The organism is Succinimonas amylolytica DSM 2873, from assembly GCF_000378405.1.
Taxonomy (GTDB): Bacteria; Pseudomonadota; Gammaproteobacteria; order Enterobacterales; family Succinivibrionaceae; genus Succinimonas; species Succinimonas amylolytica.
Genome location: NZ_KB899637.1, coordinates 116374 through 136628 on the forward strand (window position 1 = coordinate 116374; position 20255 = coordinate 136628).

At 52.0% G+C, this 20255-nt stretch carries 16 protein-coding genes and 1 pseudogene; 9 read left to right on the plus strand and 8 right to left on the minus strand.

What is annotated here, in order from left to right:
* The 3 genes and pseudogenes from F557_RS22705 to F557_RS0109865 form a co-directional block, all read right to left on the minus strand.
* A pseudogene (locus F557_RS22705) lies at positions 1-395 on the minus strand (hypothetical protein); the annotation flags it as partial.
* A 366-nt stretch (positions 396-761) separates the two neighbouring features.
* A complete protein-coding gene (locus tag F557_RS0109850) occupies positions 762-1631 on the minus strand; it encodes a DUF2799 domain-containing protein (RefSeq protein ID WP_169335187.1) in 870 nt (289 codons plus the stop codon).
* 513 nt (positions 1632-2144) lie between these two features.
* A complete protein-coding gene (locus F557_RS0109865; RefSeq protein WP_169335188.1) occupies positions 2145-3125 on the minus strand; it encodes an MYG1 family protein in 981 nt (326 codons plus the stop codon).
* Between the two features lie 394 nt (positions 3126-3519).
* Here F557_RS0109865 and F557_RS21270 point away from each other — a divergent pair, with 394 nt between their 5' ends.
* The 4 genes from F557_RS21270 to F557_RS0109895 all read left to right on the plus strand — a co-directional run bounded on the left by F557_RS21270 (position 3520) and on the right by F557_RS0109895 (position 8237).
* On the plus strand, positions 3520-5157 hold the full coding sequence (locus tag F557_RS21270; protein WP_019002062.1) for a methyl-accepting chemotaxis protein: 1638 nt from the start codon (positions 3520-3522) through the stop codon (positions 5155-5157).
* 797 nt (positions 5158-5954) lie between these two features.
* Positions 5955-6704, plus strand: a complete 750-nt coding sequence (locus F557_RS0109885) for a hypothetical protein (protein ID WP_019002065.1) — start codon at positions 5955-5957, stop codon at positions 6702-6704.
* Between the two features lie 45 nt (positions 6705-6749).
* A complete protein-coding gene (locus F557_RS0109890) occupies positions 6750-7733 on the plus strand; it encodes a tRNA-dihydrouridine synthase (RefSeq protein WP_169335189.1) in 984 nt (327 codons plus the stop codon).
* Positions 7734-7751: 18 nt separating this feature from the next.
* On the plus strand, positions 7752-8237 hold the full coding sequence (locus F557_RS0109895; protein WP_019002067.1) for an acyl-CoA thioesterase: 486 nt from the start codon (positions 7752-7754) through the stop codon (positions 8235-8237).
* A 104-nt stretch (positions 8238-8341) separates the two neighbouring features.
* Here F557_RS0109895 and F557_RS0109900 read toward each other — a convergent pair whose 3' ends face one another.
* Entirely contained in the window at positions 8342-8869 is a 528-nt protein-coding gene (locus tag F557_RS0109900) for a flavodoxin (RefSeq protein ID WP_157617839.1), read from the minus strand.
* A 334-nt stretch (positions 8870-9203) separates the two neighbouring features.
* On the opposite strand from F557_RS0109900, the gene pyk reads away from it, so the two are divergent.
* The 3 genes from pyk to F557_RS19565 all read left to right on the plus strand — a co-directional run bounded on the left by pyk (position 9204) and on the right by F557_RS19565 (position 12114).
* On the plus strand, positions 9204-10640 hold the full coding sequence (gene pyk / locus F557_RS0109910; protein WP_026297862.1) for a pyruvate kinase: 1437 nt from the start codon (positions 9204-9206) through the stop codon (positions 10638-10640).
* 237 nt (positions 10641-10877) lie between these two features.
* Positions 10878-11693 (plus strand): serine acetyltransferase domain-containing protein, encoded by an 816-nt coding sequence (locus F557_RS0109915; RefSeq protein WP_019002071.1) that lies wholly within the window; start codon positions 10878-10880, stop codon positions 11691-11693.
* Positions 11668-12114 carry a (deoxy)nucleoside triphosphate pyrophosphohydrolase gene (locus F557_RS19565; RefSeq protein WP_044143382.1) on the plus strand — a complete coding sequence of 149 codons (447 nt, stop codon included), beginning with the start codon at positions 11668-11670 and terminating at the stop codon, positions 12112-12114. Before F557_RS0109915 ends, F557_RS19565 begins: the two co-directional genes overlap by 26 nt.
* A 171-nt stretch (positions 12115-12285) precedes the next feature.
* On the opposite strand, the gene pfkA is transcribed toward F557_RS19565, so the two are convergent.
* Positions 12286-13248, minus strand: coding sequence for a 6-phosphofructokinase (gene pfkA, locus F557_RS0109930; RefSeq protein WP_026297863.1), 963 nt, complete (start codon positions 13246-13248; stop codon positions 12286-12288).
* A gap of 63 nt (positions 13249-13311) precedes the next feature.
* Positions 13312-14067, minus strand: coding sequence for a triose-phosphate isomerase (tpiA, locus tag F557_RS0109935; RefSeq protein ID WP_026297864.1), 756 nt, complete (start codon positions 14065-14067; stop codon positions 13312-13314).
* Between the two features lie 505 nt (positions 14068-14572).
* Here tpiA and F557_RS0109945 point away from each other — a divergent pair.
* Both F557_RS0109945 and F557_RS0109950 read left to right on the plus strand, forming a co-directional pair.
* A complete protein-coding gene (locus F557_RS0109945) occupies positions 14573-15115 on the plus strand; it encodes a hypothetical protein (RefSeq protein WP_019002077.1) in 543 nt (180 codons plus the stop codon).
* 115 nt (positions 15116-15230) lie between these two features.
* Entirely contained in the window at positions 15231-16895 is a 1665-nt protein-coding gene (locus tag F557_RS0109950; protein ID WP_019002078.1) for a lipoprotein N-acyltransferase Lnb domain-containing protein, read from the plus strand.
* Between the two features lie 562 nt (positions 16896-17457).
* Here the strand turns inward: F557_RS0109950 and fabA are convergent.
* Positions 17458-17994, minus strand: coding sequence for a 3-hydroxyacyl-[acyl-carrier-protein] dehydratase FabA (gene fabA / locus F557_RS0109960; RefSeq protein WP_019002080.1), 537 nt, complete (start codon positions 17992-17994; stop codon positions 17458-17460).
* 106 nt (positions 17995-18100) lie between these two features.
* The gene (locus F557_RS19570; RefSeq protein ID WP_019002081.1) at positions 18101-20152 is read right to left on the minus strand and encodes an AAA family ATPase; all 2052 of its coding nucleotides are present in this window, start codon (positions 20150-20152) and stop codon (positions 18101-18103) included.
* Between the last annotated feature and the right edge of the window lie 103 nt (positions 20153-20255).

A 20255-nucleotide genomic window follows, 5' to 3' on the forward strand; every position in this document is an offset into this window, starting at 1 on the left:
ACGTGGGCAATGATCGAGGAATACAGATTGGCCCGGCATTTCTTAACAAGCCCCAGGAGCTGTTTCTGATTGAAGAAATTCTCTTCTATCAGCCAGCGCCTGGAATAATGGACAACAACATCCTCGTCACTCATTCCAATGTCAGTGCTCAGTATCGCCAGTGTCTTTTGCGGATTGGTTCTGTGCCGGAGAATAACAATCTTTGCCTTAATCGTATTTGGAGCTTTGGCTGTCTCTTTGGTTTCAACTATGACAGAGCCCAAAATATCAGGGTTGGATGACCTCCTCAGGTCATTGGAATCTCTGACGTTTTTCCTGAGCATGATTTCAAGGTCTCTCAGGGAGCAGTACTTATCCTGGTATTTGAAAGAGGTATTCTTCATGTGTTTCAGCATACATATCACCGGAACCCGAGTTCCCGGATTCCGGTGATTATCGGAGCCGTAGCGAACCAGGTGTCAAAAAGTACGCAATCAGCCTCAAGCCCGGAGTTCAGAGCCCGCTTTATCATGGTTATTACTGTTCCCGGCTTTGATTTTGTACATTCCTCATACCGCTTCCCGATAAGAGTTCTTTTTCTCTTCCAATCCCTTAGATTTAGAGGTCAAGTTTCATTTTAGGTGTGGGAAACTCGAGATGATTGATTAGTGTTCCGGAGATATGAACCGAGATTCATAAAAAAAGCCCCGTGCCGAATAATCGGGGCACCGGGCTTGTCAGAAATAATCTCAGATCACTGGATTCTTAAAGAGAAGGCTTCCTTAATAATGGCACTGCTTTCTTTCTTTTGAGAAGTCAATACGCCGGGGATGGTAGTCATGCTTGCTGTCTTCCAGCTTTCTTCTTACCCGGTGATCTGCATCCTTGAGACAGTCCCACTGCTTTCTGTACCGTTTGTAATCATGGTCATTTTCGGCATGGTCCATTTTTCTGCGGGCATCATCCATGTCCCTTCTGATTTTGTCGAGTTCCCGGTCGGCTTCGGCAATGTTGTCCCTTATGGTCCGGGCATCACTCAGGGCCTCGGGGTAAGGCATTCTGTTAATTTCGTTACGGTAGTTTCTTACAGTAACCTTTCTGCCGTTGGCAGTGCTCAGCTTGTTGTAGTCTTCAGCGGCGTGGTAGCGGAGCTGTTCCAGGTAACGGTAGTTGCTGCGCAGTCTGTCGTAGACGTCACCCCGGTAAGCACCGCTGGACATAAGCTCGCTGACTTCCTCCAGCTTTTTGTCGATTTCCTCAACCTGCTTGCCCATGTCATAAATAACATATCCGGCCTGATATTTTCTGATGAACTCGCTTTCATTTCTGGTACCCCGGCAGATATCGGTGAGGGTGTATCCCTGAATGCCCAGATCATAGGCTCTGGATGGATTGCAGAATACTTCGGCACCTTCCCGGCGTCCCTGATTGTAGCCGCTGCGATCCACACTCACATATTTGCTGCAGGCGGATACGTATTCGCCAAGCATGCTTGAGGCCTTCCCCTGGGTACCGTCCTCATAGCCTTTTTCATACCAGTTGGTGGCGTAGCACTCTTCCTCTGACATGACAGCACATCCGGAAATGCCGGAAAGGAGGAGTCCGGCCAGCGCTAATTCCGCAGTAATTCTCGATAATTTTAAAGTATTCATTTTAGTCTCAGTTATTGTCAAACATGCTTCTGAATCTGCCGGCGGCATTTCAGAACGGAAGAAAGGATTGTATTATCCGGCGCCTCCCGAAAGTTCCAGGCGCAGTATGGAAACGAAGCATCGTCCTGAAGGTTACCGGGAACTGTCCGGAGCGGTATTTTGGGCGATCCTTCTGCCGATCCCGAAGCCGACACCCCGCTCTCAGGCGATTATATTCTGAAGACGGGAGCCGGGGGCATAATTATTCAAATCCCGTGAACTGATACGGCTTTCTGGTCCCTCGGAAATGAATAATAAGAACAGTATCACATTCCGGATACAGAGGAAGCCTGGTCCGGCTGTGCCAGGGCGTTACGCGGAGATCTGAGCTACAGCTTCTGATTTGCCGGATGTCCGGAGATCCGGCGTTTTTTACAGGCTGCTTTGCGGGGAGTTTTCTCCGGGCCGGAAAAAAGGGAGAAGCCGCGCGGCTTCCCCCTTCAAATGCAACGGTATTCAAAGCCGGTTACAGGCTTATTTGTCAGATCCGTCTATCCATTTTCGGGCCATGAGATCGATGTCCTCCCGGGTTTCCGCGCCCCCGGTGAAGCCGGAATTGTGAACAAAGGTAATGGTGCTGATACCGGAGATAGTGCGGAGTTCCTCTCCCTCCTTGCCTCTCCAGGCCAGGGGAGAGTTACAGCGGTTTATGAAGCGGGAACTTAGGGAGCCCGGCAGAGACTGTATCCGGAACCCCTTTTTGTCGGGATAGATAGCGATTTTGCAGGCGGTGAAGATATCCCAGTTGTTCATTACCGCATCAAACCACGGCAGCTTTTTGTCCAGGCGGAGAATTTCCGAGCCGTCGTAGGCTTTGATTACCTCCTCTTCCAGGAGAGTGTCGGAGACTGTTTTTATAAAGATGTTCCGATACAGGACTGCCAGTGCCTTTACGGTGTCCAGAAAGCGTTCCAGCTGTTCCTCGTCGGTACCGTCATGTCTGTTCTGCATGGCAACTAGGTAGGGGATAACCGGGGTGTGCATAAAGAACCGGTTCACCCGGTGGTACACTGCGGTTTCACCCGGGGTTTCCGGAGCGGCGATTTGGGCGGTATAGCTGTCCAGCTGTCCGTTATCCGTGAGGTCGGTATATTCCATGACATTCCGATCCACTGTATCAAAGGCCTTTTTGAGAATGTTTTCCGGAACCTCCCCGAGATCCGGGGTTTCTGCCGCCAGCTTTTTCAGAAGCTCGGTGCCGAATTTTTTCCAGATAAGTCCTGCGGTGGCGTACTTGATCCCGTTTTCCCGGAAAATCCTGAACTCTCGGGGATGGTGATCAAAATGCTTTTCCAGATCAAACTGTCCGGATACGTCCACCACATAGTCCGCTTTTTCCATGGCTTCGGGATCCCGGGTGCGGATAAAACGAGTTTCAGGGTCAAGAAGGTAAAAAATTACCGATGCGGTGACCTCATCCGCATGAAAGGAGCCGTTGTGTGTTGCTACCAGCATGTTGAAATCTCCTGCCGATTTAAAAATGCCGGCACGGAGGTGTTCCATGCCGTAAGTAAATATTCTTCTTCTGTTTATATCACACCCCCGGCAAAACTGAAAAGCAATGGTATGAGCAAGATCACAAACAGGAAATGTTTTTAGTAAATTCAGGTGTTTTAATAAAAAGTTTCAGGATATGTTTTTTGGCTAAAGTATATCCGTATGATATGATAATACATTTTAACAGGTAGAAAAATTACAGTATTTAATTCTAAATCAATACCCACCTGAGCTTGCCGCAGCATACAATGCTTAAATTATTGTCGCTGTGTGCAAAAAATCAGCACTGGATAATTGACACTCCCCGAATTCCAATGACGATAACGAAGAGTTAGGACGGGCAGGGATTTCTATGACTTTTTTTTCTGATCTTAAAATCGGCTACAAGGTTCTGGCATGCTTTGCAGTGATTGTGGTCATATCCATTATCCAGGGCGTAGTAGGTACAGCATATCTGAATGGAGTATCCCGGGATCTTGAAACCGGTAATAATCTTACTACCAGAATAATTATTCCTGTAACAGATCTGAAAGCTCATTTCAGACAGCTGCGCATTTATGCCATCAGAATAGCTGCCGGGCAGCAGAAGCTCATCGATGAATATGAAAGCAAAATTGCCATCCAGCTTGAGGAAACTGCCAGTGTCATTGCCGATGTCAGCTCGGCAGCTACAGATATAAACACCAAAGAAAACGTAGAAGCAATCAGACAGGACTATCAGAAGTACGCTGGCATATTCAAGGACCTGTATGCTATCCTCAGAGATGAATCTCAGCCACTTGAAAAAAGAGTCATGGCATCATTTGCCCTTACTAAAAAGGAAATGAAGGAAATAGGCAATGATGCGGATGACAACATTGCAAAAATCCTGGAACGCGAAAAATTAAGATTCCAGGAGCTTAACATATCCGCCAGGGAAAAAACCAGTCCGTTAATGGTTATCTCCATTGCAGTGCTCATAATTTCCCTTGCAGTTCTGTTCTCATACCTGCTTTCAAAATCTCTGGGGGCCCGGACGCACCACCTGGCTGATATCGCAGACCGGGTTTCTGCCGGAGATCTTACAGTTTCGGTTAAACCAAAGAGCCGGGACGAAATCGGCAGACTGACCATCTCCATAAATTCCATGATCCAGAATTTAAAGAACATTATTTCCGCAATGAGCGGGCATTCCCGGACCATCACCGATTTTGTAACCAGGCTTGAGGACAGCAACCGGAAAATTTCTGACTCCACATCGCAGATTCTCAGTCAGACGCTGTCTATCAGCTCATCAAGTGAGGAAATGGCAGCCACCTCAAAGGAAATTGCCTCAAACTGCAACGCCGCAGCCATGGCCTCAGAGGAAACCAGAACCACCTGCCAGAACAGCATGGAATCAGTGCGCCTGACAGCTACCAAAATCAGGAATCATTCAAGAAAAACTGCCGATGATGCCTGCATAATCGCCAAACTGGGCGAGGAAACAAAACTGATTGACACCATCATTGCATCTATTCAGGACATTGCCAATCAGACTAACCTCCTGGCTCTGAACGCTGCGATTGAAGCCGCACGTGCCGGTGAGCACGGACGCGGATTTGCCGTTGTTTCCGACGAGGTGCGGGCTCTGGCCAGCCGCACGGCACAGTCCACTAAGGAAATCGACAGTATGATAAAGACTATCCAGAATGAAGTTGAGGTTGCTAATGTATCATTCAGGGATACCGTGTCGCAGATGGAGGAGATTGCTGCTGAAACGGAAAATATCGAAAACAGCTTTAATCTTATTGTGAATAAGGTCAATAACGTAAACAACCAGATCAATCAGATTGCAGTTGCTACTGAAGAGCAGACTGCCACCTCTCTTGATATGTCATCGAACCTGCACAGAATTGCTCTTCTCACCAGGGAGGTCAGTTCCAGTGCTGACAGCACCCTGCAGGCAACAAAGGTTATGTCTGAGATCTCAGATGAAATGAGTGCCGATGCCAGTAAATTCGTAATCTGACATTCCAGCGACTTTCTTAAACAGGGAGAGTATTAAGGAAAAATAGCAGGAGCGTTTTTTTGGCGGGATTCGCTGATTATGCGGTGCAGGTTATTCATTTTAGTCTGACGCTCGCTATTGTTTTTTTTCGTATATCTTGCAGTACCGGGTTACCGGATTCCGGTTATTGGTGTTCTTTTTGTCAAAGCCTGATCGCCGGGATGGTCAGTTTTACGCATTTCTCTTAAAACTCCTCCCTGGCGGGAATGGAAAATTTTTCTTCTCCGCAAAACTGACAGCTGTTTTTTGGTTTTTCAGCTTGCCGGATTCTCCCGGGTCTTCAGGATGTAAAAATGCGAATCCCCGGGGACGGGGCAGGATGAGCGGGAGTTACCGGAGAAAACGGGAAAACAGTCCGGTTTTACACAGGGTGTTAGAGTGATTTTGGGGATAATCTTGTGGATAACCACGGGATTGTGTGTACATTCGGAAAAAATTCTTGATTTTTATCCGCGAGCCCGTTTTCTGTCATGCTGCTTTTTTGGTCTGTTTTCAGGAGATTCCCGGTTTTTCCGGGGAAATACCGCGGTGCCGCCTGCGACTGCTGCGGGAGTGCGTATGATTATCCGGAAGCGGTTTTCTGGAGAAAGGATGCTCATAACAGGGTATAATTGCCGGGAGAATAATCCGGCGTCTCTTCAGGCAAGAAATAATCGAGGCCTTTTCGCGGTATCTTCCGGACAGCGCAGGGCTGATCCGAACATGGCTGACGAAGAGCCTGAGAGGCACGGAATTTATAAAAACAGGCGAAGCTGTCCATGATTTACAATTCTGATCCCGGCAATGCGCCGTATGATGACTATACCGAGGGGGTGTCCGAAAAAGGCCAGAACAGGGTTCTGGCCTTTATGGATACCCTGTCCGGCATGCTCAGGGAAATGTTTCCCAGGTGTCCCCGCTTTATGACGGACAGCCTCTGGGGCTATATTCCGGGCGTGCTTCTGGCGATGTTTTTTATTTCCATGTGGGAGTTTTCCGATGCTCATAACTCCAGGGTGCTGGAGCTCAATCAGACTGTTATGAGCAGCTTCCGGTCCATGGATGATGTCCGGGACAGACTGGGGGACGATTATTACTGGCATTATGCTGAAGGGGATTTCGAGACTTTTGTCTACTCATATGCCGATCGCCTTCCCGCCATTACCAGTCAGGAGTTTGACTGCTTTGCCAGGAAGTACCGGAAGCGCATTAAGCGCGAGATTGTTCCCGGAAAGTACAACAAATCTCCCACCAGGATGTCCGCCTGGGCTAAAAAAACAGCCACCGTCAGGGAAAATTCTGCTGATGGGGGACTCACCAAAAAGGATCTCAGGGGAGAAATCACGGTTTCCCGGGTGCGCAGTAATTCAGGTCCGGACAGCGTTTCCCGGATCCGGAGCTCCTGGATTTCGGATATCATGAAGGTGGATCTGACACCGGAGGAGACGGACAGATTTACTTCGGAAACCTATCTTAGGATTACCATGTTTCAGGGCTGCAGCTATGATGACTACTTTAATGATGACTAGTGCTGCCGGAGCCTGTCCGGTACTGTGCAGCTGCCGGAGATCATGATGGACGGGATGATTGTTCTGGCTCCGATGGAAGGAGTGCTTGACTATTCCATGCGGCGGCTTCTTACTGAAATTAACCGCTACGACTGGTGTGTCAGCGAGTTTGTCAGGGTTTCCGATGTGGTGGTGTCCCAGAAGGTGTTTTTCAAGGAAGTTCCGGAGCTTCTGGAGGGCGGAACCACCGCTTCAGGAACTCCGGTGTGGGTACAGCTTCTGGGATCCCGGCCGGATATCGTGGCAGAAAGTGCCATGGTGGCCGTAAAGCTGGGTGCCCCCGGAATTGATCTCAATTTCGGCTGTCCCAGCAGGCTGGTAAACAAATCCATGGGCGGGGCGGCAGTGCTTAGGAATCCCGCGCTTGTGGGCGATGTGGCCCGGGCGGTGCGGGATATGGTACCTCCGGAGATTCCGGTGACTGCCAAGATCCGGCTGGGATGGGACGATGCCGCGGAGGCTCCCGAGATTATCAGGAACCTGGACCGGGCAGCGGTCAGCCGCATTACGATTCATGCCAGAACCCGGAATGATGTCTATACCCCGGGAACTGTCAAATGGGAGGCGGTGCAGCCACTTTCTGAGCTCACGAAAATTCCCCTGATAATAAACGGGGATATTACCGGTCCTGATTCTGCCAGGGAGGCCTTAAGACTTTCGGGGCTTCAGGATATCATGGTCGGCAGACAGGCGGTTTCCGTACCTAATCTGGAAAGGGTGCTCCGAACCGGAGCAGAGCCCATGACGGCAGTTGCCTCGCTCAGGACCTGTCTCAGTTTTGAGGAGATTCTTTCCTCAAGAATGGCGGAGCATTACCGCAAGGCCCGTATCAAGCAGTTTCTGGGATATGTCCGGAAGGCCCGGCCGGAGATTCAGGATCTGTTTCGGGAGGTGTGTCTCCGGGAGGGCCTTTCCGAGATCATTGCAGTGCTGGAGGACGGTATCCGGAATCCGGGACGCTATTCTCTGGATGCTTGCTGTTCGGAATAACCTAGGGAGAGCTTTTTTATGACAAACGAATGCCGGGAAGATGCTAGTACCGGAGCTGCTAATCAGCCGGAAACTCCGGCAGGAATTCTGATGCTGAGAGCCATGTCGATGCCTGCCGATGCCAATCCCAACGGCGATGTTTTCGGGGGGTGGATTATGTCCCAGATGGACGCCGCCGGAGCCATGATGGCTTATGAAATGTGCCGGGGAAAGGTAGTAACCGTGGCGGTGGATGAAATTGTGTTCCGGAATCCGGTGAAGGTGGGGGATGTGGTCTGCGTCTATGCCCGCTGCATCCATATCGGGAACACCTCTCTTAAGATTCAGCTGCAGTTCTGGACTAAGAGAAACAGCAGTGCCCGGGCCTCCCGGGTAAAGGTTGCCGAATCCGGCTTCACCTATGTGGCAGTGGATGATTTCGGCAAAAAAAGACCGCTGCCGGAATATCTTACTGAGAACCGGGAAGAAATTCTCAGAACCGGATATCCCCAGGATCTCTGCTGAAACAGCAGGCGGGCCAGAAAGTTTTTTCTGTGCCGCCGGGGTGTTGCAGGCAAAAAGAGGTAGCAGCCGGGCTGCTACCTCTTTTCCTGCCGAGATTTCGGGGCTTATGCGATTCCTGCTTCGCCCTTGATCTGATCCAGCCACAGAGCCACTCTCTCCGGGGTCAGATCGGACTGGTTGTCCTCGTCCAGAGCCAGACCGGCGAATTTGGTGCTGTCTCCCTCCAGAAGTGACAGGGTGCTGTTAAAGGTATAGGTGTTATTGGGCCAGGCACCAATCAGCTTAACCCCCTTTTCGAGGAGCAGATGGTAAAGATGCCCCATGCCGTCGATAAAGTAATCGGCATACTCTATCTGATCGCCCAGACCGAACAGGGCGAAGGTTCTGCCCTGGAGATCCAGATCGGCCAGCTTGTCCTTGAACTGATCCATGTCGCCCTGCATCTCGCCGAGATACCAGGTAGAGGTTCCCAGGATGACCAGGTCGTAGTTCAGGAGAACGGAGGCATCTGCCACGGAGCGCACATCGAACACGTCAGCCACGTCATCACCCAGAAGTTCCTTCATAAGCTGTGCGGCTTCTTCAGTATGACCGGTGTCGGAGCCGTAAAAAATTCCTACTTTCTTTGCCATATAAAATTCCATATGCTTAAGGGGGCGGATACCGCCGCTCTTCGGGGGGATCCCCGGTGCGGGCGAATGCCGTCTCCCCGGACGAAAAACCATGCTGAGGTAATATTATCACATCGGAGATGAAGTGTCCCCTATGAGCAGGAGGATCTTCCCGGCAGATGATAATAATTTTCGGGGAACCGGGATGAATACGTTTTCATAAATATGGCGTTTTTTTGCCCCCTGGGCATTCTTTTGGGGTATCATGTAGGGAAAGAAACGGAACAGCAATGTTTTCCGGCTAAAGATAACGGGATTATTCCGGATCGGACTAAAATGAAAGACAGGTGACAGAATGTTTAGACGTACCAAGATAGTATGTACCATGGGACCGGCTCTGGACAGAGAAGGTGTTCTTGAGGAACTGATTAAGGCCGGGGCGAACGTGGTCCGGATTAACTTTTCTCACGGTACTGCCGAGGATCATATCGGCAGAGCCAGGAAAGTGCGGGAAATCGCTGCCAGACTGGGACGGTGCGTGGCTATCATGGGAGATCTTCAGGGCCCGAAGATCCGGATCTCCACTTTCAAGAATGGTCCCATATTTCTGAAGACCGGCGATCTGTTCACGCTGGACGCTGAGCTTCCGAAGGGCGAGGGCACCCAGGAGGCGGTGGGCATCGATTATAAGAATCTGCCGAAGGATCTTCATACCGGAGACGTGCTTATGCTGGATGACGGACGGGTGCAGCTTTCGGTGGTGTCGGTGAAAGGCCCGCGGATTCTGACCTCGGTGCTGATTCCGGGGCCGCTTTCAAACAACAAGGGCATCAACAAGCAGGGCGGCGGACTTTCTGCCCCCGCACTTACCGAAAAGGATCGCAAGGACATTCAGACTGCGGCGGAAATCGGGGTTGATTTTCTGGCCGTTTCCTTCCCCAGGACCGGAAGCGATATCGGGCTGGCCCGGGACTTGCTCCGGCAGTCCGGTTCCAATGCCAAGATCGTGGCAAAGATAGAAAGAGCCGAGGTAGTAGCCTCCGATGAGTCCATGGATGATGTTATCAGCGCTGCCGATGCCATTATGGTGGCCCGCGGGGATCTCGGGGTGGAAATAGGCGATTCCCAGCTTATGGGAGTGCAGAAGCGTCTTATCAGAAGAGCCCGGGCTCTGAACCGTCCGGTGATCACCGCCACGCAGATGATGGAGTCCATGATTAAGTCTCCCATGCCCACCAGAGCCGAGGTAATGGATGTGGCCAACGCCATCCTTGACAGTACCGATGCGGTAATGCTTTCAGCAGAAACTGCCGCCGGAGACTATCCGGTGGAGACGGTCTGTGCCATGGATCAGGTCTGCCGCGGTGCTGAACAGTATCCGGAAATGGTTGTTTCCACCTACCGCAACGAAAGCAAGTTTGCCAGCGGCGAGGAGACTATCGCCATGTCCGCCATGTTTGCAGCCAACCATCTGCCGGGAATCAAGGGCATTGTAGCACTGACAGAAACCGGCCGTACTGTGCTTCTGATGAGCCGGCTGCATTCTCCGCTGCCGATTTTTGCGCTGTCTCCCTCGCAGAGAACCCTTAACTGGTGCGCCCTTTACCGGGGGGTCTATCCGCTTTCCTTCGACGCTTCCAGGTACGGTACTATGGTGGAGGCTACCAGAGAGGCGCTTAAAGCCCTTAAAAACAAGGGCTATCTGGCTCATGGGGACTGGATTATCATTACCCACGGAGATACCGACGAGCAGGGCAAGACCAACAATATGAAACTTATGCAGGTGGATTAGGCCGGGCCTGTGCCGCTCCCGGTTTTTCCGGGGGGCAGAATGATGAAGGGCCGCTTTCGGAGCGGCCTTTTTAGTGCTTCCGTCTGGCGCTTTTTGGAAAAACATGGATGTACATAATCTCCGGATCCCGGACCGCTGGTTTCAATATGGTCTCAAAAATGCGTTCGCAGTATCCGTTATGATGCAATGCAGGTATAATTCCGGATATGGAATTATACAGATAGGTTTTAAGGTTATATGAAACAGTCAGATGAGGAATGGCAGAAAATAGTCGCTGAAGCCCGGAAAACACTGCAGCATGAAAAGATGCTTTCCAGCTTTTTTCAGGAGTATATTCTTAATCAGAGAAACATGGCTGAGGCTCTGAGCATCCAGCTGGCCAGCCGGCTTTCGTCATTTGTGATGCCGGCACTGACCATGCGGGGCATTTTCCAGGAATTTTATGAATGCCGCCCTGATGCCCTGGAGATCGCAGCCAGCGATATTGAGGCTGTGGTGGAACGCGATCCTGCCCTGGGGGGATCCCGGGTTTCGGTTCTTCTTTATTACAAGGGCTTTCATGCCCTGGAGGCCTTCCGCTGCAGCCACTGGCTCTGGGAATCGCAGCGGCATGAAATGGCGCTGTTTCTGCAGGGGATGATTTCTCAGGTGTTTCATGTGGATATCCATCCTGCCGTAAGCATCGGGAGGGGGATTATGCTGGATCATGCCACGGGCATCACCATGGGAGAAACCACGGTTATTGGTGACAATGTTTCCATTCTCCAGAATGTAACTCTGGGCTGCCATGCCGATTCCTGCCAGGAGGGGGCCCGGCATCCGGTAATCGGAAACGGGGTGCTTATCGGCCCGGATACCATTGTTGTCGGAAAAGTAAGAATCGGAGACTGCGCTAAAATCTGCGCCGGCAGTGTGGTGCTTTCGGATATCGGACCTCATATGGTGGCGGCCGGAATTCCCGCCCGTGAGGAAATCAGGCAGGAGAGCTCCGTAACTCCGGCCGTGGAAATGGATGAGGGAATATCAGATGCCTGCAGCTGCTGGGGAGGCTAGACCGGAAACTTCGGAGAAAAAGGTTCTTCGGGTTTCTGCCGGAATACTTACGAGAAACGGCCGTTTTTTTGCGGGATGCCGGGCCTCCGGACATTCCATGGCCGGAAAATGGGAATTCCCGGGAGGAAAGATTGAGGAGAACGAGACTCCCGAGGAATGCATTGTGCGGGAGATCCGGGAGGAGCTTCATGTGCCTGCCCGGGTTACCGCAAAGCTTTGTGTTCTCACTCATGACTATGACAGCTTTACCATTGAGCTTCATGTATTCATGATGACGGAGACCTCTAGTGCCGAACCCTATTCCCTGGAGCATCGGGACTTCGGCTTCCGGACTCTGGAGGAAATTCTGAGTCTGCCCTGGGATCCCTGTGATATCCGCATTATGCCGTTTCTCAAGGAATGGATTTCAGCTCAGGGGTGAATTTTTCAGGTGAGATTTTGGGGCTTTATGGTGAAAAACGCCCGATTTTTTTGCGGTGTTTTTTTTCCGGAAGGCTGCAGGGATGTTCAAGATACGCAAAATGCCGGAAGGGCGGTTTCGTCCCTTTCCGGCATTTTTGCGCTTTTCTGAGTGCCGCGGGATGTTTCCGCTTCAGGACAGCCGGGTTGGCAGTGCTGCCAGCCGGGCATCGAATTTTCGCGGCATGTTCTGGATGGATTCGGCAATGCCGTTATGGGCGAGCTCGTTATTGATAATGCCCACACACTGACCGCCGATGCCGTCCAGAAGGAGCTTGACAGCCAGTTCGCCCAGCCGGGATCCCAGAATGCGATCCTGAGCTGACGGTATGCCGCCACGCTGAATATGTCCGAGAATGGTGGCACGGCATTCAATGCCGGTATTGCCTTCAATGTCCTTGGCCAGAAGATCCGCATTGGCGATGTTCTCGCAAAGAGCAACGATGCCGTGCCGTTTTCCGGCAGCAAAGGCATGGCTTATGGAGCTGAACAGGGCCTCGGGATCAAAATTCTGTTCCGGAACAACTGCAAAATCGGCACCTCCGGCAATGGCGGCGTTAACACAGAGATCGCCGCAGTGCCGGCCCATGACCTCCACAATGTTTACCCTTTTATGGGAATTTGAGGTGTCCCGGAGCCGGTCAATGCATTCGACAATGGTATTCAGAGCGGTATCATAACCGATGGAAAAGTCTGTTCCGTGCACATCATTGTCGATGGTGCCGGGAACCCCGATGCAGGGAAACCCCATCTCGGTGAGACGCAGTGCTCCGGTATAGGAGCCGTCTCCGCCGATAATCACCAGGGAGCTGATCTCTCTTTTTCTCAGGTTTTCAATAGCTTCAAGGCGGACTGACTCCTCCTCGAAAGCCCGGAATCTGGCACATCCCAGAATTGACCCGCCCTGTCCCACGATATTGGTGACATCCAGGGTGTTCATCTGATAGATACGATCCTGATGCAGGCCCAGGTAACCGTCCCGAATTCCAAAAATCTCAACTCCGGCAGCCAGAGCGGTGCGCACCACGGCCCGGACTGCCGCATTCATGCCAGGAGCATCTCCGCCGCTGGTAAGAACCCCGATTCTTTTGATCATAAGCTTGTTCTGCAAAAAAACGGATGCCCCGGGCATCCGTCTGTGTGGTCTTTAATGTGTCACTTAAACTTCAGCGGCCTTGATAATGGCTGCAAAGTCCAGCGGCTTGAGGGAAGCGCCGCCTACGAGACCGCCGTCAATGTCCGGCTGCTTGAAGAGATCCGGAGCGGTCTTGGCATTGCAGGAGCCGCCGTAGAGAATCTGCACCTTCTCGGCAGTTTCAGCGTCGAAGGAGGCCAGATATGCTCTGATGGTGGCGTGCACGTCCTGAGCGATTTCAGGAGTAGCGGTCTTGCCGGTGCCGATAGCCCAGATAGGCTCGTAGGCGATTACGGCATTTTCAAAGGACTTGATGCCATTCATGTCGATAACGGCCTTAAGCTGGGTCTTAACCACCTCGGCAGTCTGCTGTGCTTCAAACTGCTCCAGGGATTCGCCGATGCAGAGTACCGGAATCAGGCCGGATTCCTGAGCAGCCTTGTACTTGGCGGCTACCACTTCATTGGTTTCGTTGTGATAGGCGCGACGCTCGCTGTGTCCGACAATTGCGTACTTGCAGCCGAATTCCTTAATCATTTCAGGAGAGTTTTCACCGGTGAAGGCACCCTTGGTGTGGACATCCACGTCCTCGGAACCGTACTTGATTGCAGTGTCCTTGGCCAGGCTTTCAACAAGTCCGATAAAAATTGCCGGAGCGCATACGGCTACTTCCACGGAAGGTGCCTGAGCGGCAGGTTCCTTGAGTGCGTTAACGAGAGAAGTAACTGATTCCTTGGTGCCGTTGAGCTTCCAGTTGCCCATTACAAGTGGTTTTCTCATGATTTGTAACCTTAAATGATTAAATAAAATGCAGGAAAATTTCCCCATTACCGAATTTAGCGGAAGTGATTATATCACAGGGAAGGGGTCTTTGCCTAAAAAGTGCCTCTGGCCAAAATCAGGGCAATCCGGAGGCGGGAGTGCAGCCAGGGGGCCATCTTCTAAACTGCTTCCCCAGGACGCTCAGAAAAGGAGGCTCCGGCGGGAATCCCGTCCCTAAGTCCCGCCTTGTTTCTGTCCAACTACTGCAGTCTTCCAGGCCTCCCCATCCAGATGCGCTTTACGATTTCAGTCCCCCTGAAGTCAGTTTTCCGGTGCCGCTCCGCAATAAATCCTCCCGGGGCTTCCGGCTTTAATTCTTTGCACTTTTTTATTCCGGACAGGTTTCAGCCCTGCTTTACCATTTACCTGCAGAGACAGGAACTAATCCAGGTTCTGCCTCCCCGGATCGGAGCTACCCCGTTTCCGGACGTTTTTATTTTCTTATTATGTAAGGTGAATTCACATGAAAATCCGTAAGTCTGCTTCCTTTAATCTGTTTTCGGTACTGACTCTCCTGGCTGTTCTTCCCGGCTGCGCCACTATTTTCAGCGGCACCAGCGAATATATCAGGATCAGCTCTCAGGAGCCGGCTTTGGACGGCAATGTCCGGGCGGTGGCTCTTACTGACAAGGGCCGGGCTCCCAGAACCATGGTTCTGGGGGAGACCATCGATGTGCAGAGAACCATGGCCCCCATTACAGTAAACATTCAGGAAAGCGACTGTATTCTGCCCAGTACCGAATCCATCAAGTCCCACATGAATCCGGTGGCACTTCTGGATTTTCTGGCTACCAGTCTGCTCAGTACCTCCATTGACAGCTCTACCGGGGCGCTTTGGAAATACGGAGATGTGTCCCTGGTAAATCCCAAGGTACGGGATACCCCGGAGTGTCAGGAATGGCTGCAGGAGCTGCGCGTCAGGTATCAGGAGAGTCACAAGTCTCCGGAAGCTCCTGCGAAAGCTGATAATTCTGCAGCCAGCGAAGATCCGGCTAAGGCGTCCTGAGGAATCCTGTAACTCAGTGAATACGAAGAGAGGCGGATTCCGGGTACGGGATACGCCTGTTATTCCGATGGGGATCGCGAGTCGCAGGTATCTGAGTTTTTGGCAGGAGCAATACATGAGCGCATTATCTGAGAGCGGCCGGGGATTCCTGCCGCGGTTTCTTTCTGTAACAGGTTTTTCCATAATCCGCTTTTTCGCCGTCATGCTCATAACAGTTTCAGTTTTTTTTCTGACGGTGCCTTCTGGAGAGGCCGGTGAGCCTGATCCGCCGGAATACCGCAACATCTCTCCGGAAAGACAGGATCTCTGGCGGCGGCTTCTCCATTACTCCGGCCGGGAGAGCTCGGTGAACGGGGACAGCGATTTCTTTTTGAGCCCGGAGGGCTTTTGGGATCCCGAGGCCGAATATCAGGCCACGGTAAGACTGCTGGAGGAAAAATCTCCGCTGCTCTGTGATTACCCGGCACGCTATTTTTTTATTACCGGGCAGGAGGTGCCGGAATACTGTTCCGGCTATCGCGACTATGTGAATCACGTATCCTTTGATGAAGTTTTTGCGGTTTTTGCCACAGAAAAGGCGGAATCCCCCATTTCCTCCATGGGCCATCTTATGATCATGGTCCGGGGAGTTAATCCTCTGGGGATACCGCAGCATTACGGCATTGGCTTTGCGGCACCGGCGGAGCGGGGATCCTGGGGGCTTTTCCAGGACTTTCTTACCGGCAGCATATCAGGCCGTTTTGCACTTAATCCCTACGATGATCTCATTTATAGCTATGTTTCCGGGGAAAACCGTTCTCTTTGGGAATACCGGCTCAGTCTGACCCCGGAGGAGCGCGCCTGGCTTCAGCGACACGTATTTGAGCTTCGTACCCACAGCATTGGCTACTCCTTTGCCGCTCATAACTGCGCCTCCGGCGTTCAGGAGCTTCTGACCGCTGCGGGAACACGTTTTCAGGGACCCCGGAGCTCTCTTTATCTCACACCGCTGGAGTATGCCCAGCATCTCGACAGGAACGGTCTTGTCACGGAAATCGGACTCCGTCCCTCCCGGAGCGACACCGTTCTTCTGAAACAGGGCCGGACCTGGAATCCTCTGGAAAGAAACCGTCCTTTTCGCATAGGCGGCGGATATCTTTTCCGGGAAATCGGAAGCTCCCGCCGGCCTTACGAAAGGCACGGCCTTTCCGGCGGCTTTCTGGAGCTTACTCCGGTGATAACCGATCTCCGTGATGATGCCCGGGGCAGCCCGGCCATAACAGAAAGCGTCTTCCTGAGAACCAGGCTGGAATATCTGGGGGAGCGGCTTTTCCTGAGGCGTGTTGATTTACTCAGCATGAAAAGGATTCCGGATTTCCTGACCGGCGATGCTCTGGGCACCAGCTTTGCCATTTCCTTTCGGGGAGAGCGGAATGCTCTTCATTCCTCGCTGTATCCGGAGGCGGGGCTGGGGGGCAGCGCCGGCTTCGGGTACGGTATTTTCAATCCCTACGCAGAAGTATCCGGCAGGGCGGCTCTGACCTCAGGCGGCCCCGAAGCCGCCATGGATTTTGCGGCCGGAGCAGTAATAAGGCAGCAGTATCTGGGGAGACTCCGGCTCAGCTTTAATTATTATCTGGCTTCCGGCGGGGACTGGTTCGGAACCCGGAGCCGTTTTGGCATAAGCTGGTCCCGGAGACTTATGCAGGACTGGAATGCCGGCTTCGAGTTTAACAGAGATTTTCGGAAGCGGGGGCGGCCCCTGAATGAGTTTTCCGGAGCCCTGGTCTGGTTTTTCTGAAAACTGCCGGAGGTGCCAGTGCTGCCTAAAAAGTTCAGTACGGCAGTGCTGGCTGGCACCGGTGACGGTGTTTGACTGTCCTCTCTGGTAAAACGTCTCAAAATCTGCCTTTATGGGGGGTTCTGATACGGGGCAGCCTGTCGACTAACTGCTATATTTACGGAACCTGTTTACAGAGTTTGTCGCTAGCGGGCGGCATAGCTGGCGGTTTATCAGGCAAAACCGGTAATAATACTAAGCAGCAGGGAAGTTTCGCACCCGCTAATTTGAAAGAAAATTTAAGCACAAGGCATGTTGTTATAAGGGCTGGTGCCTGTTTTTCCAGTCTTACAACTCAAAAACGCCGGTAAAAGTATCATGCTGCGGAAACTGAAAACAAAAACAAAAACTAAAACTAAAACTAAAACTAAAACTAAAACTAAAACTAAAACTAAAACTAACCAGCTTCTGGTGGCAGATAGAGAATAAAAGCGCCGCAGGACAAAACAAAATCCTGCGGCGCCGGAGATCCGGAGCATTGTAGCCGATCCGGACCGGAGAAAAACTGCCGGGAGTCCCGAAATCAGTTGGTGAAGAGACCTACCTTGAGATCCGTGGCCTGATAGATAGGAACACCGTCAGCACTTACCGTGCCGTCAGCAATGCCCATAATGAGCTTCCGCATAACCACTCTTTTCATCGTGATGGTATAGGTGATCTTTTTGGTATCCGGAAGTATCTGACCGGTAAATTTTACCTCGCCCACGCCCAGAGCTCTGCCTTTCCCGGGCCCGCCTTTCCAGCCCAGAAAGAAGCCTACGAGCTGCCACATGGCATCCAGACCGAGGCATCCCGGCATTACCGGATCTCCCGGAAAGTGGCACTTGAAGAACCAGAGATCGGGATTGATGTCGTATTCCGCAACAATAATGCCGCGGTTGTGATCGCCGCCGTGGTCATTGATTTCCACAATCCTATCGATCATCAGCATGTTGGGAGCAGGAAGCTGACTGTTGCCCGGACCAAAAAGCTCGCCCCGGCTGCAGGCCAGGAGATCGTCACGCGAAAATGAATTAACACCCTTGTCGCACAGTGACAGCTTGTTTTCAGAATTTTCCAAATCAATAATCCTTCTAATCAGTTACAGGCATCAGTGATACCCTGAATTATGTCAGTTACATTTTAACGTATCGGAAGATATTTTCCACCGCTGATAACGCCGGAGACTAATCTCCGCGATGAAAAAACTGTCCGATGCGATCCCACAGCGATACCGGATCGTCCCGGGTATCGATTTCATAAAGTCTGCTGCTGATAATATCAAAAATATTATCGTCTGCCGCGGAGTCACTTTTGGCCGGGGACTTTCCGGATTCGGAGGCGGCCATGCTCTTCAGTCCTTCCGCTCCCTCTTCCCGGAGCAGGGCCCGGACTCCGGTGAGGATTTCCACCGCCTCGTCGATGATCTTTACGGGATAGATGTGAAAATTTCCGTCCCTGACGGCGGCCACCACTTCATCCTCCAGTACCAGCGAGGCAATGTTGCTTTCGGGGATGATGACCCCCTGCTTTCCGGTAAGTCCCTGAATCTTGCAGACCCGGAAAAAGCCCTCGATCTTTTCATTGATTCCGCCCACCGGCTGCACATTGCCCAGCTGATCCAGGGAACCGGTAAGGGCGTACTGCTGCTTTATGGGCTTTTCGGAAAGTGCGGAAAGAATGGCGCACAGTCCGGTAAGGGAAGCGCTGTCACCGTCGATCTCGTTGTAGGACTGCTCGAATACCAGATTCGCGCTGACCGGCAGCTGATAGTCATTGCCGAACTTGTGGGTCAGGTAGCCGTTGATGATCATCATAGCCTTGGTATGGATTTCTCCGGCCAGATCCGCCTTGTGCTCCACATCGCTGATGCCGCCTTCGGCCCCGGAGTGAATGGTGGCGGTGATTCTGGTGGGTTCCCCGTACTCAAAATCGTCGCCGAAGGTCTGGATCACCGATAGGCCGTTGATCTGTCCGACCACCTCGCCCCGGGTTTGCAGAATAATCTGCTGTTCCCGGAACATGTCTCCGGATTCCTCCAGTGTAGTATTGGCCCGGAAAATTCTGGCCTCCAGGGTTTCCTTTACTTCGGTGCCGGTGAAGGCCTTAAGCTCCTTTCTGGCAGCTCTGCCGCTGGCCTCCCGCATGATATTGCAGAGCTCCTGTTCCGAAAGAGCGAACTTGGTCTGGTTTTCAGCCAGCCGGCAGGCTCTCTCAATAAGCACGCGCACGGCCGATTCGTCCGGCGGCAGAAGTCCGATGAGCCGGCAGCGATCCCGGAAATAAAGTGCCAGATCGTGAAGGTTGTCCTGAAGGGGGAACTGGCTCATCAGATCCGCCCGGAGATAAAAGGCGGTGCCGCATTCCGGATCAATGCTGTAAAGACCGGCGATATCGATGTAGGAACCGGTCAGAATCAGCTTTACGTTAACGGGGGTGGGTTCCGGTGCAAAGAAGGGAATGATGCTGTTGGTGATTTCGTTGGGGTTTTCCCATCCGGCAAGCCCGCTTTCCAGGATATGCCGGAGTTTGAACCAGATGGCCGGATTGTGCACCAGTTCGGCCACCTGCAGCACCAGAAAGCCGCCGTCGGCCATTCTCAGAAGCCCTGGTTCCAGAAGATCGTGGGAGGAGTAGGTGGTGCCGTTTTCGGTCAGGTAGTTGACGCACCCGAAGAGCTTCTTCCAGGTAAGATCGTGCCCGAAGATCAGGGGCGGCTTTCCGGGAATATGCTGCACCATCAGATTGAGGATTACCTGATCCGCCTTGATTTTATCCTGCATGATATAGTTGCAGAGGTCGGTAAGGTATTCCTCCAGCTTGGGGTCGTTGTCCTGCTTTTTCAGGAGCTTTACGAGAATCGCCTCCTGATCCAGCTTGAGCTTGGCCTTTTTTACCAGATCCTGAATCAGCTCGGTAAACTCCTGAGTGGTGCCGCTTTTAACATGCAGCCACATGGGAGAGAGCTCGTTGGCCAGATTTTCGGCATAGACAATGTCATAAAGCTGCTGTTCCCGCACCTGGCACTGGGACAGAAGATCCACTATACACTGGACGGAGTCTGTTTCCGGAGCCGCGGTAAGCAGCATTACCGGATTGGGCATTTCCGTGTATACCAGTTCCTGAATGGCACTCAGGGCTCTTTTCTGAAAAGATGCAAAGGTAATTTTTTTTTCGTCGTCCAGACTTCCGATATCGGTGATTACGGGACGCAGCATCTCAGGTGACAGTTCTTTCACACAACCTCCGAAAAACAGTCTTTCTCCTTCTATTGTACACCATAAACCGCCCCTGCCGTCCTGTTATCCTGTCCTGATAGCCTGCTGAATACCGGAGGCGGGG